Below are 16163 nucleotides of genomic sequence, written 5' to 3'. Positions count from 1 at the left end.
ATGGGACGGCATCTTCCATTAAGTTGAATAGAGCGCAATTTTCGAGAGTCCGAATGCCCGCCCAAACACTGATGCCGCGCCTGGCGGTTCTGATCGATGCCGACAACATATCCCCCAAATTCTTGGATCGGCTGTTCGAGGAGGTCGCGACGCTGGGCACTCCGACGATCCGCCGCGTCTATGGAGATATTGCCCGGGCGGACGCGAAAGGTTGGGCCGATGCCACCCAGCGCTTCGCGCTTTTGTCGCGCCGACAGTTCGTTCACACGACAGGCAAGAACGCGACTGACATCTCCATGGTCATCGATGCGATGGATATCATGGCGACGGATCGGATCGACGGGGTCTGCCTCGTTTCGTCCGACAGCGATTTCGCGCCGTTAGCGATAAGGCTGCGAGAGCAAGGGCTGATGGCTTATGGGTTTGGAACAGCGAAAGCCGCCGAATGCTTCCGGAATGCATGCGACAGGTTCGTCAATATTGGCGGAACTGCTCACGACGTAAGCGCGTCGGAGAAGCAAAGTGCGTCGCACTTGGTTGAGGCGGTGGAGCTCATAAAGCGCGCGCTCGCGGTATCCACGGCGACGGATGGGTTGGTCATGCTTTCACATATCGGCGCCTTTATAAGGCAGCAAGCGCCGGAATTTGGTGCCAAATATTGCGGTAACGGCAAGCTCAAGAAACTTGTGCTTCAGACCGAGCAATTCGATGTCATCGCTGTGAAAAAGGGCCAGGACGGTGTGGCACCAAGAAAGTGGATAGTGCTCAAGCTCGTTAAGCCATAACCAGCATCTCGAAGCTAGCCACCGCAATCACGCCGATCGTCACCAGTGCGATCAGGTACCCGGTGATGCGGGAGACCGGGATGCTCCGATCGCGCGGTTCTTTCTCGCGCAGCCTGCGCTTCGTGGCCCAAGGATCGAGTTCCATATGGGCGTATTGGCGTTTTCCGAATGTCTGCATGGCGGGGAGATTGCCCGCATTGCCCCAAAATGCAATGGCGCGCCAGAGCCTTGGTTAACCAGCGGAAATTTGCCACGGGATTGCCGGAAATCTGTATCGTTCCGAGCCAATTTCATGGCGGTATCCGCTCAGTGATTGTGGATAATCAGGCGAGGACGAGCTTGATGGCCAGCCCCACAACTGTCACCGCCAGCACACCCGCTGCCCACAGGCCAACGAACCAGAGCAGCCGCTTGCCGATGCCCTCGGCCATCAGTGATAGCCCTCCTCGGGATCGATCTTGCCACGGAACACCCAGTAGGAATAGGCGGTGTAGGCGAGGATCAGCGGCACCAGCACCACGGCGCCGGCGAGCAGGAATTTCAGGCTCGATTCGGGCGCCGCGGCCTCCCAGATCGTCACCGATGTCGGGATGATATAGGGGTAGAAGCTGATGCCGATGCCGGCGAACCCGAGCACGAAAAGCCCGAGTGCCGCGAGAAAGGGCCGGGCGTCGCGGCCCTGGCGGAGCCCGTAAAACAGCAGCGCGAAGCAGCCGAGCACCAGCACCGGCACGATGACCGAGAAGATCGCCGTCGGCCAGCCGAACCAGCGGTCGAGATAGAGCGGTTCGAGGAACGGCGTCCACAGGCTGAATATGCCCATGGATACGAGCGTCAGCACCGCCGTGACCAGCGCGATGCGGCGCGCCTTCTCCAGCAGTTCGCCCGTCGTCTTCATCACCAGCCAGGTGGCGCCGAGCAGCGCATACCCGATAACAAGCGCGATACCCGTGGCGAGCGAAAACGGCGTCAGCCAATCCCACCAGCCGCCGGCATAGGCCCGGTTGACCACCGGAATGCCCTGCACCAGAGCGCCGAGCGCCACGCCCTGGGCAAAACCCGCCACGGCGGAACCGCCGGTGAAGGCCCAGTTCCAGAAATTCTCCCAGCGCTTGGTGCGCCAGCGGTATTCGAAAGCCACGCCACGGAAGATCAAACCCAGCAGCATGGCGATGATGGGCGCATAGAGCGCCGGCAGGATCGTCGCGTAGGCGAGGGGAAACACCGCCATCAGCCCGCCGCCGCCGAGCACCAGCCAGGTCTCGTTGCCATCCCAGACCGGCGCGACGGAATTCATCATCACATCGCGGTCATGCTTCTCAGGAAAGAACGGAAAGAGCAGCGCGACGCCGAGATCGAAACCATCCAGCACGACATAGGCGAGCACGGCAAAGGCAATCAGCGCAGCCCAGATGAAGGCGTAATCAATGGGCATGGCCGTGCTCCTGGTGTTGCGCGGGACCGGGATTGACCCCGGCCGTACGGATCGGTCCCTCGGTAAGCCCGGGCAGCGGATCACGCGGCAGCCGCGCCATCAGCCGGAGGATGTAAAAGATGCCGGCGCCGAAGACGAAGAAGTAGACCACGATGAAGGCGATCAGCGAGGTGGCGACTGCAGGTGCCGCGATCGGCGACCGCGATTCCGCCGTCAGCAGCAGGCCATAGACCGTATAGGGTTGACGGCCGACCTCGGTGGTGATCCAGCCGGCCAGCACCGCGATAAACCCGGCAGGACCCATCAGCGTCGCGACACCAAGGAAAAAGCGATTGCTCTCGAAAGTGCCGCGCCAGCGACAGAAGAGGCTGAGAAGGCCAAGGCCGAGCATGGCTAGGCCAAGGCCCACCATCACGCGAAACGACCAGAAAACAACGAAAGCCGGCGGCTGCTTATCGTCGGGGATCGTGTCGAGGCCGGCCATCGGCGCATCGAGGTGGTGCTTGAGGATCAGGCTCCCAAGCTTGGGGATGCCGACCGCGTAGTCGAGCCGCTGCTCCTTGTCGTTGGGAATGCCGAAGAGATAGAGCGGCGCGCCATCCGGATGGCTCTCGTAATGGCCCTCCATGGCCATGATCTTCACCGGCTGGTGCTCCAGCGTGTTGAGCCCATGCTGGTCGCCGGCGATGATCTGGATCGGCGCCGTACAGGTCACCATCCACATCGCCATCGACAGCATCCGCCGCGATCGCACCGGCGCGGTCTTTTTCAGCAGATGCCATGCGCCCACGGCGCCGACGACCAGTGCTGTCGTAAGATAGGCGGCCAATACCATGTGGACGAGGCGATACGGGAACGACGGATTGAAGATGATCGCCCACCAGTCGAGCGGGATGAACTGGCCCTCGGCATTCATGCCATGGCCCTGCGGCGTCTGCATCCAGCTGTTGACCGAGAGGATCCAGGTCGCGGAGATCAAGGTACCCAGCGCCACCATCAGCGTCGCGAAATAGTGCAGGCTCGGGCCGACCCGCTTCTTGCCGAACAGCATGACGCCGAGGAAGCCGGCCTCAAGGAAGAATGCCGTCAGCACCTCGTATCCCATCAGCGGCCCGATCACCGGCCCGGCCTTGTCGGAAAAGACGCTCCAGTTGGTGCCGAACTGGTAGCTCATCACGATGCCGGAGACGACGCCCATGCCGAAGGCAATGGCGAAGATCGCCTTCCAGAAATCGAAGAGCTCCTCATAGACCTTGTCCCTGGTCCAGAGGTAAAGCCCCTCCAGCACCGCCAGGTAGCTGGCAAGCCCGATGGAAAAGGCGGGAAACACGATGTGGAACGAGACCGTAAAGGCAAACTGGAGACGCGCCAGCATCGCCGCATCGAGATTGTCCCACATCGGGGTCTTCTCCTTTTCAACCTAGTCACGAATGTAACGTCGTATTCAACAAAGGTGAAGCCTATGCGGTGGTATAGTCAACGCGACATTCTGGACCTGCGCGGCTTTGGCGCAGGTTGCTTGCGTGTCGATTTCGAGCATACCATTGAGTTGGCCGGCAGACCGGAGAAGACATATGACCGAATTTAAGCCCCAGAGACCGACCGAAAGGTGCCCGTCCCATCCTGGAGCGTTGCTCGACGACATTATCCCGGCGACCGGAAGGTCCGAGACCGAGATCGCCAGTCTGCTGGGGATTTCCCGGCAGCAAATTTACGACATTATCAACGAGAAAAAGCCTGTTTCGCCGATGGTGGCGGCGCGGCTTGGGAAAATGTTCGGCGATGGAGCCGCTGTATGGCTACGCATGCAGGCGGCCTATGACGCTTGTCACGGCGAGGGATGTTGACGTAAGCGGCTTCCCGACGTTTCACTCCGCCGGAGTAGCTCATTTTTGCGAGAACCGACGCATCAATAATTTTCACTGGGTTGCAATCTCGGCATTACTTCAATCATCTCTGGACACCATAGGACTGGCTGTGCTGAATTCAGATACCTTCACATTGGGATGCAGTGAGCGATGACGGATGACGCAGAGGATGCGGATGACGCTGGTGAGATTGACGAGTCCAATCCAATATCTTTTCAACAGTTTCTTGAGGCAATTCACCCGTCTCTCATGACTGCGGTCGTGGGCCTATGGGGTATGAAGACACACGGCACTACCCGCTACGCCCAAGTGCTTACACCGGACATTCGGCTTCATTGCGTTACGTGCGAAGGCGAGCGGACTTTCAGATGTAAGGACGACGTTGACTTTCAAGTTGGGCGCGGAACCCACAGTTTTCATCTGACGTATAGGTGCGGTGATTGCTTGACGCAGTTGAAGCAGTATTCGTTGCATGCTCGTCTCGGCGAAAAGGCTCCTCAAGGTTCCGTCTATAAATATGGCGAGCTGCCCGCGTTCGGCGTTCCCGTTCCGAATAAACTTCTTCGGCTCTTCGGCGACGATCGAGATGTATTCTTAAAGGGCCGGCAATGTGAAAATCAGGGTCTAGGCATCGGCGCTTTCGCCTATTATCGCCGAGTAGTTGAAAATCATAAGAACGACATCTTCGACCGGATAATCAAGGTGTGTCAGACAGTTGAACCTCAAACAAAACTTATAGCGGAACTGCACGCGGCGAAGAAAGAAGTCTCCTTTTTCAAAGCGATCGAGCAAATAAAAACTGCACTTCCTCAGGGCCTGCTTATAAACGGTAATAACCCCTTGACGATCCTACATTCCGCGTTGAGCGTGGGGCTGCACAATGAATCTGATGATGAATGCCTACGCCCGGCGCACGCGGTAAGATTAATTCTCACCGATCTCGTGCAGAAAATGGCAATACTACGTCAGGATGGAACCGACTTGCGGAACGCAGTATCGCTCCTTCTGAATAAGCAAGCTTCGAAGGCCGGGCCATCAGATCCTGCTTCGTGATGTTCTCAATGTCGAACTAGGCACCTCGCACAACCAGCCATCTCGTTTGGCCCATGAATACGAAAATGCGAACCCCACACGTTTAAGCCAGCCGCCCACAATCGCTGAGGTTCAAACGGTTACAATAAGTGAGCGGAAGGAAACCACTGAGGAAAGCCCGCGAAACACTCCGTAGGCTCTCATCATTCTGCAGATCAAACCTTACTTCGCGGCATCCAGCGTCTGTTCGCACCAGGTCGGGCCGCCGTCACGGCCGGCCTTGTCCACGGTCGCATCGATCGACTTGATCCTGTAATCCTCGCCGACGACCAGCTTGACCTGGCAGACGAGATACGCCGTCCGGGCGCGTGCCACGAGCTTCTTGTCCTTGCCTTCGCCGGTATATTGCGCCGCTTCCTTGCGGGTGCGGTATCCGCCGCGCCAGACATAAGTCGTAGACGAACCGCTTTCGACGTCGGAGACCGGCGGGCCATAAGCGGCGAAGAACTTACCCGCTTCCTGGCCCACCCAGCGGGCGGAAAGCGGGTCGCCGGATACGGCGGCAACAGTCGAGCAGCCGGCGACGGCAAGGCCAAGGACGGTCAAGAGCGCGATGCGGGAAATCATGCGGGAAGGATTCCTCTGAAATAGATGCCGGGAAACCCCGGAGGTCACGTGTTTCTTTCGGAACCCGCATTAAACCTCTTGGCGAAAAAACGGTATCACTTTTTGGCCACATTGACGCAATTCTTCACAGTCTTTGGCGGGGTGCCACAGATTGCGACACGCGCATGCATTCGGTGAAGGCGAGGATACGCCATGACGCTAACCGGTTAGGGCATGGCGGGGCTGGAATGGTGCCGTCGGAACGCGGCTTTTCCGCGTTAACCCTCAATTGTAGAAAATCCATCCCGTCTGAGGTCGCTTCGCGGTTCCGCTCAAAGCCCTCGACCCCCGCATTGCGAGTGGCCCGGCGAACGGAAAATGCCGGGAATTGGCGGCTCGCGCAAAATTGAACATGGCTTCGCGCATAGTTTGACCTTTTGGAAAAAATTTCCCGCAAGGCATATTGCATTTCATTTCCAAATGCGGTCCATTCCGGCCAACCGCGCATAAATGTCAGGCGCGGATGCAACCAAGGGGGAAATCATGAAAAAAATAGCGACACTCCTCGCCGCCACCGCCATTGTCTCGGCTTTCGCGTTTGCCGCGTCCGCCAAGACGCTCGTCTATTGCTCGGAAGCATCTCCGGCCAACTTCGATCCCAGCATCACGACTGGTGGCAACGACTTCGACGCCTCGTCGCGTACGGTCTACAGCCGCCTCGTCGAATTCAAGCACGGCTCGACTGAAATCGAGCCCGGCCTTGCCGAGAGCTGGACCATTTCCGATGACGGCCTGACCTACACGTTCAAGCTGCGCAAGGGCGTCAAGTTCCATACGACGTCCTTCTTCACGCCTTCCCGCGAACTCAATGCGGACGACGTGATCTTCTCCTTCGAGCGCCAGTGGAAGGAAGATAACAAGTGGCACACCTACATGCCCAACATCACCTGGGATTATTTCCAGGGCATGGACATGCCAAAGTACCTCAAGTCGGTCGAGAAGGTCGATGACCTGACGGTCAAGATGACGCTCACCGAACCGAATGCGCCGATGATCGCCAACCTCGGCATGGACTTCGCGTCTATTGCGTCGAAGGAATATGCCGACAAGCTGATGGAAGCCGGCACGCCCGAGAAGTTCGCCAGCGAACCTGTCGGCACTGGTCCTTTCCAGTTCGTCGATTATCAGCTCGACTCCGTCATCCGCTACTCGGCCAACCCCGACTACTTCAAGGGCAAGGAAAAGATCGACGACCTGATCTTCGCCATCACCCCTGACGCCAGCGCCCGCATGCAGAAGATTGCCGCCGGCGAATGCGATATCATGCCGTATCCGAACCCGGCCGATATCAAGGCGCTGAAGGCCAATGCCGATCTCAACGTCATGGAACAGGCCGGTCTCAACATCGGCTATATGTCCTACAACACCACCCAGGCGCCCTTCGACAAGGTCGAAGTCCGCAAGGCGCTCAACATGGCCATCAACAAGAAGTCCATGATCGAAGCCCTGTTCGGAGATGCCGGCGCAACGCCTGCAACCAACCTGATCCCGCCGACCATGTGGTCCTATAACAAGGACGTCAAGGACGACGAGTACAACCCGGAAGAAGCCAAGAAAGTTCTCGCCGCCAACAACGTGACCGAGATCGATCTGTGGGCTTCGGACCGCTTCCGTCCCTACAATCCGAGCTTTGCTCGTGCAGCCGAACTGATCCAGCAGGATTGGGCAGCCGTCGGCGTCAAGGCAACGATCAAGACCCTTGAATGGACCAAGTATCGCGAAGAAGGCAAGAAGAAGGACCGCGCCGGCGCGTTCCAGATCGGCTGGACGGGCGACAACGGCGACCCGGACAATTTCTTCGCAACCCTGTTCTCCTGCTCGGCCATTGGCGTGTCCAACTATTCGAGCTGGTGCAACAAGGAGTTCGAGGATCTGATCCAGAAGGCCAAGATCACCTCCGACCTGGCCGAGCGCACCAAGCTTTATGAAGAGGCTCAGGTCGTCTTCAAGCGCGAGGCGCCCGCCTTCACCATGGCCCACTCTCAAGTCTATGCGGTCGCCCGCAAGAACGTCTCAGGCTTCATGATGGACCCCCTTGGCATCCATCGCTTTGACGGTGTGGATAAAGCCGAGTAACATGGAATTCGGGCGGCGGAATTTTCCGCCGCCCGGTTCTGGCCCCCGCTATGTTCCGTTACATTCTTCACAAGCTTTTGCTTTTCGTGCCGACCTTGTTCGGCATTACCATTTGTGCGTTCGCCTTCGTACGACTGCTTCCGGGCGACCCGATCCTGGCCATGGCCGGCGAACACGGCGTGACGCCCGAACGCTATGAAATCCTGAAGGAACAATTCGGCTACAATCTCCCGATCTGGCAGCAGTATCTGCGCTATGTCGGTGAAGTGCTGACCGGCGATTTTGGTATTTCGCTGTCAACCAAGCGACCCGTCATGACCGAGTTCATGATTCTGTTTCCCGCCACAATCGAGCTGTCGATCGTTGCGATGATCCTTGCCATCGTCATCGGCATCCCGGCCGGCGTCTATGCCGCCGCGCGGCGGGGAACCTGGCCCGACCAGCTGCTGATGGGTACCGCGCTCGTCGGCTATTCCATGCCGATCTTCTGGTGGGGCCTGCTGCTGATCATCTTCTTCTCCGGCTATCTCGGCTGGACGCCTGTTTCCGGTCGTATCGGGCTGCAATACTTTTTCAAGCCGATCACCGGCTTCCTGCTGATCGACACGCTGATCTACGGCAAGTTTGACGCATTCCGCTCTGCATTGCAGCACATGATCCTGCCGGCCATCGCGCTTGGCACGATTCCGCTTGCGGTCATTGCCCGCCAGACCCGCTCGGCGATGCTGGAAGTGCTGGGTGAGGACTATATCCGCACAGCCCGTGCAAAGGGGCTGAAAACCGCCCGCGTCGTCGGCGTGCACGCACTCCGCAACGCGTTGATCCCTGTCGTGACGACGATCGGCCTGCAGGTCGGCGTGCTGATGGCGGGCGCCATCCTGACGGAGACCATTTTCTCCTGGCCTGGCATCGGCAAGTGGATGGTCGATTCCATTTTCAAGCGTGATTATGTCGTGGTGCAAAGCGGCCTGCTGCTGATCGCGCTGATCGTCATGGTCGTCAATCTCTTGGTTGATATCCTCTATGCCGTTATCAACCCGCGCATGAGGGGTTAAATCAGACATGGCAGAGATCGCCGCACAGGGTCCGATGCCCACACGTTTTCCTGGGCTCAAGGAGTTCTGGCATTATTTCTCGATGAACAAAGGCGCGGTGATCGGCCTTGCGGTGTTCACCTTCATGGTTCTCGCGGCCTTCACGGCACCGATCTTTGCACCGCATGAACCCTATGCGCAATATCGCGATGCGTTCCTTGCGCCGCCGGTCTGGTATGACGGTGGCTCGTGGAAATTCATCCTCGGCACCGATGCCGTGGGCCGCGATATCCTTTCGCGCCTGCTCTACGGCGCGCAGTTCTCGTTGCTGATCGGCGCAGTCGTGGTGACAATCTCGCTGATCGTCGGCATAGCGCTCGGCCTGGTCGCCGGCTATTTCCGGGGCTGGATCGATGTCGCGATCTCGCGCGTCATGGACGTCATCCTCGCCTTCCCTTCACTGCTTCTGGCGCTGGTCATGGTGACGATCCTGGGGCCGAGCCTGTTCAACGCAATGCTCGCGATCGCGCTGGTTCTGGTGCCGCACTTTGCCCGTCTCGTACGCGCCGCGGTCATGGCGGAGAAGAACAAGGAATACATCGCCGCCTCAAGGGTCGCGGGCGCGGGCTCGCTCCGGCTCATGTTCCTCACCATCCTGCCGAATTGCCTGGCGCCATTGATCGTACAGGCGACGCTCTCCTTCTCGAACGCCATTCTCGAAGCGGCCGCCCTCGGCTTCCTCGGCCTTGGCGCGCAACCGCCGACGCCGGAATGGGGTACGATGCTGGCAACGGCACGCGAATTCATCCTGCGCGCGCCATGGGTCGTCACCTTCCCGGGCCTGGCAATCCTCATCACCGTGCTGGCCATCAACCTGATGGGCGATGGCCTGCGCGACGCGCTCGACCCCAAGCTCAAGAGGTCGTGAAATGGCGCTTCTCGAAGTCAAAAATCTCGTCGTGGAATTCGACACGGTTGCAGGTCCCTTCAGGGCCGTCGATGGTGTGTCGCTGAAGGTGGATGAAGGCGAGGTTCTTGCGATCGTCGGCGAATCCGGTTCGGGCAAGTCCGTCTCCATGCTCGCTGCCATGGGCCTCTTGCCCTGGACGGCCAAGGTGACGGCCGACATCCTGACCTTCGATGGCCGCGACATGCTGAATATGCCCGGCAGCGAACGCAGGAAGATCATCGGCAAGGACATCGCCATGATCTTCCAGGAGCCGATGGCAAGCCTCAATCCGTGCTTCACCGTAGGCTTCCAGATCGACGAAGTGCTGCGTTTCCACACCGATCTCGGCAAAAAGGCGCGGCGCGACCGCGCCATCGAGCTTTTCAACGCGGTCGGCATTCCCAACCCGGAGGATCGCCTCGGCCACTTCCCGCACCAGATGTCGGGCGGCCAGTGCCAGCGCGTGATGATCGCCACCGCACTTGCCTGCAATCCCAAGCTGCTGATCGCCGACGAGCCGACCACTGCACTCGACGTGACCATCCAGAAGCAGATTCTCGATCTGCTGATGCGGCTGCAGGCAGAGCACGGCATGGGCCTGATCATGATCACCCACAATATGGGCGTCGTCGCCGAGACCGCCGATCGCGTCATCGTGCAATACAAGGGCCGCAAGATCGAGGAGGCCGACGTGGTCTCCCTGTTCGCAAATCCGAAGAGCGCCTATACCAAGGCACTACTTTCGGCACTGCCCGAGAATGCCGCAGGTGGCCGCCTGCCGACGATTACCGAACTGCTGAACGACGAGCAGATTTTCCAGGGAGCCGCGCAATGACCCCCGTCGTCGAAGGCCGCGATATCAAGCGAGATTACTATATTCCCGGCGGCCTGTTCAAGAAGGGCCGCATGGTCCATGCGGTGAAGGGCGTTAACTTCGCCGTCGAGGAAGGCAAGACGCTGGCGATCGTCGGCGAAAGCGGCTGCGGCAAGTCGACCCTTGCCCGCATCATCACCATGATCGATCCCGCGACATCGGGTGACCTGCTGATCGACGGCCAGAAGATCGACATCGCGTCCCAACCGCTGACATCAGAAATGCGCAGCAAGGTGCAGATCGTCTTCCAGAACCCGTATGGCTCGCTCAACCCGCGCAAGAAGATCGGCGAGATCCTCACCGAGCCGTTGATCATCAACGGCAAATTCGCAGCCGACGAGCGGCGCGACCGGGCGATGACCATGCTCAAGAAGGTCGGGCTCGAGGAAAAGCACTATACGCGCTACCCGCACATGTTCTCCGGCGGCCAGAGGCAGCGCGTGGCGATCGCCCGTGCGCTGATGCTCAATCCGCGCCTGCTGGTGCTGGACGAACCGGTCTCGGCGCTCGATCTCTCGGTGCAGGCCCAGGTACTGAACCTGTTGCAAGACCTGCAGGACGAATTCCGCCTGACCTATGTCTTCATCAGCCACGACCTGTCCGTCGTGCGCCACATCGCCGACGAGGTGATGGTGATGTATTACGGCGAGGCCGTCGAGCACGGTCCGCGCGACGAGGTGTTCAACAACCCGCAGCACAACTATACCAAGACCCTGTTCGCCGCCACGCCGCGCGTGGATGTCGAGGCGATCAAGGCCCGCGTTGCGAGACGCCGGGCGGCGTGAGGCCGCGCTGGCCGAACATTGCCGCCACTGCTATCATCCGCTCTGACGAACATCAGGGAGCGGACGCATGTATCTCAAGACAATCGCGGAGGGCGAAGCCACCGGCCGCGTGGCCGAGATCTATGAGAAGCAGAAGGCCTCGATGGGCTTCGTCATGGAAACCGCGAAATGCATGACGACGCGGCCCGATCTCCTGCCGATCTACACCGATTTCTCCGACCAGATCCGGGCTGGCTTCTCGCTTGGCATGCGGGAATGGCGGCTAGTCACGCTGATATCAGCCAAGCACATACCCTCGACCTATTGCTCCTATGTCTATTCCGGGATGCTGGTGGCCGACCTCGGCTCCAAGGAGATGGTCCTGGCCGTGCAGCAGGATTTCCGCAATGCCGGCCTTCCGGCTCGCGATGTCGAGATGCTGGCCTATGCCGAGAAGATCACGATTGATGCATCCAAGGTCACCCGGGTCGATATCGACCGGCTCCGCGCCGTCGGCTTCACCGACCCGCAGATATCCGATATCGCGCTCTGCGCGTCGTTTCGAGCTTTCATCAGCCGGTTCTTCGATGCCGTGGGAACCACGCCTGAAGACGTCTATGTCGATGAGGATCCGGCGTTCAAAGCGGCAATGACGGTGGGCAAGAAGTTTTGACGCAGGCGCGGATTTCTGCGCGAAATGCCTGGGGCTTTGGTGTATAGAGTGCGAAACTTGACGGCCGGACGCAAGTTCTGCCGCCCCTCGTGCTGAATATCGTCTGACTGCTCATGCGCCCCGCTTATCTGATCGCCGGTTCCATCACACTCGTCCTGGCTTTGGCCGGCGGGTTAGGCCTTGCCGAGACCAATCTCTATCCGACCAGGGAAAAGCTCGGCGAGGCACTGTTTCACGACACCAACCTGTCAATGAACCGCAAGCAAGCCTGCGCCACCTGCCATATGCCGGAACGCGCCTTCTCGGATCGCCATGACGTCCACAAGGGCAACGCGGTGTCGCTCGGCGACGATGGCAAGAGTTTTGGCGACCGCAACGCGCCGAGCGCGACCTATGCCGCCCTGTCGCCACCCTTCCAGAAGGATGCCGAGGGCCTCTATATTGGCGGCCAGTTCTGGGATGGCCGCGCCAGGACCATCGAGGAACAGGCGGCCGGCCCGCCGCTCAACCCGATCGAGATGGGCATGCCCGATGACAAGGCAATTGCAGAGCGTATCGCGGAGAACAAGGATTACATGAAGGCATTCGAAGCCTTCTATGGGCCGGATGTGATCAAGGATCCCAAGAAGACTTTCCATGCCGCAACCGAAGCCATCGCCAGTTTCGAGCGTACGAAATCCTTCTCGCCCTTCGACTCGAAATACGACCGCTACCTGCGCGGCGAGGTGAAATTCACCGAACAGGAGGAACTCGGCCGCACGCTGTTCTTCTCCACCCAGTTCACCAATTGCAATCTCTGCCACGACGTGAAGGGCAGGGACGGCAAGTTCGAGAACGCCACCTTCACTTCCTACAAATATTTCAACATCGGCGTGCCCGCCAATCCCGATGTGCGCAAGATGAACGGTTCGAAGCCAGACTTCGTCGATACCGGCCTCGCCGCCAACCCTGAAGTCAACGGCGATCCGAAGGAGCGCGGCAAGTTCAAGACACCGAGCCTGCGCAACATCGCGATAACCGGCCCCTACATGCACAATGGCGTCTTCAACGACCTCAGGACCGTCATCCTCTTCTACAACAAGTACAATTCCAAGAAGAAGAGCCGGCAGATCAACCCAGAAACCGGCAAGCGGTGGGCCGACCCGGAGTTATCGGACAATATCGACAAGGAAAAGCTCGAGGCCGGCCCAGGCCTCGACGACAAGCGTGTGGATGCGCTGGTGGCTTTCCTCAAGACGCTGACCGACAAGCGGTACGAAGCGCTGCTCGGGAAGTAGGTCAAGGCGAATTTTGTCAGCGGGCCATCCGTTTTATCCCTGCCAGGATCGTCCGGCCATGAAGGGAATTGTCTTGTCCAGATTCGCACTGCTGCTTGCGGTACTCATAGCCTTTGGATCCGCCATCTCCACGGTAGCGGAGGCCCGCGATCACGATGTATTATTCAGGCCGGGAAAGACCTCTGCACATTACAGCGACAGGATCGAGGGTTACGACCACGTCAACTACTATCTCGACGCGCGCGCCGGCCAGACGCTTTCGATCACTTTCAAGAAGAACAAGAGCACCTGCTACTTCAATCTTCTCGCGCCGACGAAGGGCGAGACGGTCTCCATGGGCCAACCAACCTTCAATGGCGTTCTCACCGAAAGCGGCCGGTATCGCGCCGTCGTCTATCTGATGCGCGCTTCCGCCTGCCGCGGTCGTGTTTGCGATTTCTCCATCAACTTCGAAATCAAGGACTGACGGCTGGACAGCGCTATCACCCTCCGCTACCTCTACGCCTCAATAATCACACAAATTGCAATCGCTCAGGGAGGCTTCCATGTCGCTGTCCGATATCGTCATTCCGGATCTCAAAGGCCTTGCCGTCCTCATCACCGGCGCCTCGACCGGCATCGGTGCGGCTCTCGCTCGCGCCTTCGCCGGGCAGGGCTGTATGGTCGGCCTGCACTATAATTCCTCGGCCGAGGCCGCGCATGCGGTGGCGAAGGAGATCGAGGATGCCGGCGGTAACGTTTTTGTCGTGAAGGGCGATGCCACAAAGTCCGATGAGATGCGTCGCGTGGTCGATGAAACGGCCCGGACATTCGGCCGCCTCGACGGGCTGATCAACAATGCCGGCGGCATGGTCGCGCGGGTGCTCTATGAGAACATGTCCGACGAGCATTACGACGCGGTGATGGATCTCAATGCACGCTCGGTGCTTGCGGCTTCCCATGCAGCACTGCCGCACCTCAAGAAGCAGGGCGGCTTTATCATCCACACAAGCTCGGTCGCCGCGCGCACTGGCGGCACGGCTGGTTCCGGTCCCTATGGCTCCTCGAAGGCCTTCGTCGAAGCGGTCGGCAAGGGCATGGCGCTTGAATTCGGCAAATACGGCATCCGCGTCAATTCCGTCGCGCCCGGCTATATCGCAACCCCGTTCCAGGATCGCTACGCCCTGCCGGGGCAGGAGCAGCAGGTCGCCAAGGCCGTGCCTCTCGGCCGCGTCGGAACCGCCGAGGATTGCGTCGGCACCTTCCTGTTCCTCGCCTCCAACACGCTTTCGGGCTACATCACCGGCCAGATGATCGACGTCAATGGCGGCCAGCTGATGCCCTGACAATGCCGTGACCGGCGGTCGGGACGTCTATGCAAGAAGGGATTGACTCCATACCAACTGGTTGGTATCTATAGGTCATGACTTCGACACAACACGAATCCCGCACCAAGCTTCTCGATGCCGCGCTCGATGTTTTTCGCGCCAAGGGCTACACGGCGACCCGCGTCGAGGACATCTGCGCCGCCGCCGGGCTGACCAAGGGCAGCTTCTTCCACCATTTCAAGACCAAGGACGAGCTCGCGATCGCCGCTGCCGGCCGCTGGACCGAGGTGACCGGGGCGCTTTTCCGTGGGGCGGATTACCACAAGCCCACCGATCCCGTGGACAGGGTTCTTGGCTATATCGAATTCCGCAAGCAGCTGCTGCGGGGTTCGCTCGCCGAATATACCTGCCTGCTCGGCACGCTGATCCAGGAAGTCTACGACACCAATCCGCCGATCCGCATAGCCTGCGAGGCAAGCATTTCGAGCCATGTCGCGACACTGGTCGATGATATCGAAGCTGCGAAAGCAGCACACGCCCCGGGTGCAAGCTGGAGTACCGAGAGCCTGGCCCTGCATATGCAGGCCGTCATTCAGGGCTCCTACATCATCGCCAAGGCGCGCTACGGCGCCGACCCGGCCGCCGAGAGTATCGAACATCTGAAGCGCTATGTGGCCGGGCTGTTCGGCCGCTCGATCCAGTAACAAATCAGGGAGGACGTCATGCAACTGCCCGAGATCGTCAGCCGTGAGGAATGGCTCGCCGCCAATAACGCCATGATCGCCAAGGAAAAGGCGATGATGCGCGCGCGTGATGCGCTCGCCGCCGAGCGTCGCCGCAAGCCATGGGAACTGGTCGAGAAAGACTATGTCTTCGAGGGGCCGCACGGAACGACCGATCTCGCGGGCCTGTTCGAAGGCCGGCGCCAGCTTATTGTCTATCACCACATGCTGAAGAAGGACGACCCGGCGCCGTGCCCCGGCTGCGGCATGTTCACCGACAATCTCGGCAAGCTGGTCCACCTCAACCAGCGCGACACGACGCTCGCGCTGGTCGCCAGGGCGCCTCTCGACCAGATCGAAGCGCTGAAGACGCGGCTCGGCTGGAACGTGCCGTTCTACTCGACGCGCGACGGGTTCAACGCCGACTTCGATGTCTCCGGCGGCGGCTTCGGGCTCAACGTCTTCATCATGCACGACGGCCGGATATATCGCTCCTATTTCACTACCAGCCGCGGCGTCGAACAGCTTGGGTCGGTGTGGAGCTTGCTCGACATCACCCCATTTGGCCGCCAGGAAAGCTGGGAGGATTCACCCGAGGGCACACCCCAGACCGACCCCTACCGCTGGTGGCGGCTGAACGACCAGTATGAGCCGAAGCAACAGGTACATACCTGCTGCGCCGCTGAATAGTTCGGGTTGTT

Annotated in this window: 17 protein-coding genes and 1 pseudogene; 14 read left to right on the top strand and 4 right to left on the bottom strand. The window is 59.6% G+C overall.

Annotated features, from left to right (window positions below):
• The first annotated feature begins 53 nt into the window (after window positions 1-53).
• On the top strand, window positions 54-785 hold the full coding sequence (locus ACSQ26_RS15685) for an NYN domain-containing protein (protein ID WP_436010354.1): 732 nt from the start codon (window positions 54-56) through the stop codon (window positions 783-785).
• On the opposite strand, the gene ACSQ26_RS15680 is transcribed toward ACSQ26_RS15685, so the two are convergent.
• From ACSQ26_RS15680 to ACSQ26_RS15670, 3 genes are all read right to left on the bottom strand, one after another.
• Complete coding sequence (locus ACSQ26_RS15680; protein ID WP_436010352.1) at window positions 775-963, bottom strand: hypothetical protein; 189 nt, start codon at window positions 961-963, stop codon at window positions 775-777. The genes ACSQ26_RS15685 and ACSQ26_RS15680 overlap by 11 nt on opposite strands.
• A 252-nt stretch (window positions 964-1215) precedes the next feature.
• Window positions 1216-2220, bottom strand: a complete 1005-nt coding sequence (cydB, locus tag ACSQ26_RS15675) for a cytochrome d ubiquinol oxidase subunit II (RefSeq protein ID WP_436010350.1) — start codon at window positions 2218-2220, stop codon at window positions 1216-1218.
• Window positions 2210-3619 (bottom strand): cytochrome ubiquinol oxidase subunit I, encoded by a 1410-nt coding sequence (locus ACSQ26_RS15670; protein ID WP_436010348.1) that lies wholly within the window; start codon window positions 3617-3619, stop codon window positions 2210-2212. The genes cydB and ACSQ26_RS15670 overlap by 11 nt, the downstream gene beginning before the upstream one ends.
• 175 nt (window positions 3620-3794) lie before the next feature.
• Between ACSQ26_RS15670 and ACSQ26_RS15665 the strand changes: the two are divergent.
• A pseudogene (locus ACSQ26_RS15665) lies at window positions 3795-4098 on the top strand (HigA family addiction module antitoxin); the annotation flags it as partial.
• A 434-nt stretch (window positions 4099-4532) separates the two neighbouring features.
• Complete coding sequence (locus ACSQ26_RS15660; protein WP_436010346.1) at window positions 4533-5141, top strand: hypothetical protein; 609 nt, start codon at window positions 4533-4535, stop codon at window positions 5139-5141.
• Window positions 5142-5342: 201 nt separating this feature from the next.
• Here the strand turns inward: ACSQ26_RS15660 and ACSQ26_RS15655 are convergent, their stop codons facing one another.
• Window positions 5343-5747, bottom strand: a complete 405-nt coding sequence (locus ACSQ26_RS15655; protein WP_436010344.1) for a hypothetical protein — start codon at window positions 5745-5747, stop codon at window positions 5343-5345.
• A 522-nt stretch (window positions 5748-6269) separates the two neighbouring features.
• On the opposite strand from ACSQ26_RS15655, the gene ACSQ26_RS15650 reads away from it, so the two are divergent.
• The 11 genes from ACSQ26_RS15650 to ACSQ26_RS15600 all read left to right on the top strand — a co-directional run bounded on the left by ACSQ26_RS15650 (window position 6270) and on the right by ACSQ26_RS15600 (window position 16152).
• Window positions 6270-7862 carry an ABC transporter substrate-binding protein gene (locus ACSQ26_RS15650; RefSeq protein ID WP_436010342.1) on the top strand — a complete coding sequence of 531 codons (1593 nt, stop codon included), beginning with the start codon at window positions 6270-6272 and terminating at the stop codon, window positions 7860-7862.
• A 50-nt stretch (window positions 7863-7912) separates the two neighbouring features.
• Window positions 7913-8917, top strand: coding sequence for an ABC transporter permease (locus ACSQ26_RS15645; protein WP_436010340.1), 1005 nt, complete (start codon window positions 7913-7915; stop codon window positions 8915-8917).
• Between the two features lie 7 nt (window positions 8918-8924).
• Window positions 8925-9824 carry an ABC transporter permease subunit gene (locus ACSQ26_RS15640; RefSeq protein ID WP_436010338.1) on the top strand — a complete coding sequence of 300 codons (900 nt, stop codon included), beginning with the start codon at window positions 8925-8927 and terminating at the stop codon, window positions 9822-9824.
• 1 nt (window position 9825) lies between these two features.
• Complete coding sequence (locus ACSQ26_RS15635) at window positions 9826-10680, top strand: ABC transporter ATP-binding protein (protein ID WP_436010336.1); 855 nt, start codon at window positions 9826-9828, stop codon at window positions 10678-10680.
• On the top strand, window positions 10677-11504 hold the full coding sequence (locus ACSQ26_RS15630; RefSeq protein WP_436010334.1) for a dipeptide ABC transporter ATP-binding protein: 828 nt from the start codon (window positions 10677-10679) through the stop codon (window positions 11502-11504). Before ACSQ26_RS15635 ends, ACSQ26_RS15630 begins: the two co-directional genes overlap by 4 nt.
• Window positions 11505-11571: 67 nt before the next feature.
• Window positions 11572-12156: a carboxymuconolactone decarboxylase family protein gene (locus ACSQ26_RS15625; protein WP_436010332.1), complete on the top strand. Its 585-nt coding sequence runs from the start codon at window positions 11572-11574 to the stop codon at window positions 12154-12156.
• 113 nt (window positions 12157-12269) lie between these two features.
• Complete coding sequence (locus ACSQ26_RS15620) at window positions 12270-13433, top strand: cytochrome-c peroxidase (RefSeq protein ID WP_436010330.1); 1164 nt, start codon at window positions 12270-12272, stop codon at window positions 13431-13433.
• 73 nt (window positions 13434-13506) lie between these two features.
• The gene (locus ACSQ26_RS15615; protein WP_436010328.1) at window positions 13507-13899 is read left to right on the top strand and encodes a hypothetical protein; all 393 of its coding nucleotides are present in this window, start codon (window positions 13507-13509) and stop codon (window positions 13897-13899) included.
• 79 nt (window positions 13900-13978) lie between these two features.
• On the top strand, window positions 13979-14758 hold the full coding sequence (locus ACSQ26_RS15610; RefSeq protein WP_436010326.1) for an SDR family NAD(P)-dependent oxidoreductase: 780 nt from the start codon (window positions 13979-13981) through the stop codon (window positions 14756-14758).
• 77 nt (window positions 14759-14835) lie between these two features.
• Window positions 14836-15444 (top strand): TetR/AcrR family transcriptional regulator, encoded by a 609-nt coding sequence (locus ACSQ26_RS15605; protein WP_436010324.1) that lies wholly within the window; start codon window positions 14836-14838, stop codon window positions 15442-15444.
• An 18-nt stretch (window positions 15445-15462) separates the two neighbouring features.
• Window positions 15463-16152 (top strand): DUF899 domain-containing protein, encoded by a 690-nt coding sequence (locus ACSQ26_RS15600; RefSeq protein WP_436010322.1) that lies wholly within the window; start codon window positions 15463-15465, stop codon window positions 16150-16152.
• The last annotated feature ends 11 nt before the right edge of the window (window positions 16153-16163 follow it).

This window comes from Rhizobium sp. LjRoot254, from assembly GCF_964254105.1.
GTDB lineage: Bacteria > Pseudomonadota > Alphaproteobacteria > Rhizobiales > Rhizobiaceae > Rhizobium_E.
This window is presented reverse-complemented; position numbering and strand designations above follow the sequence as displayed.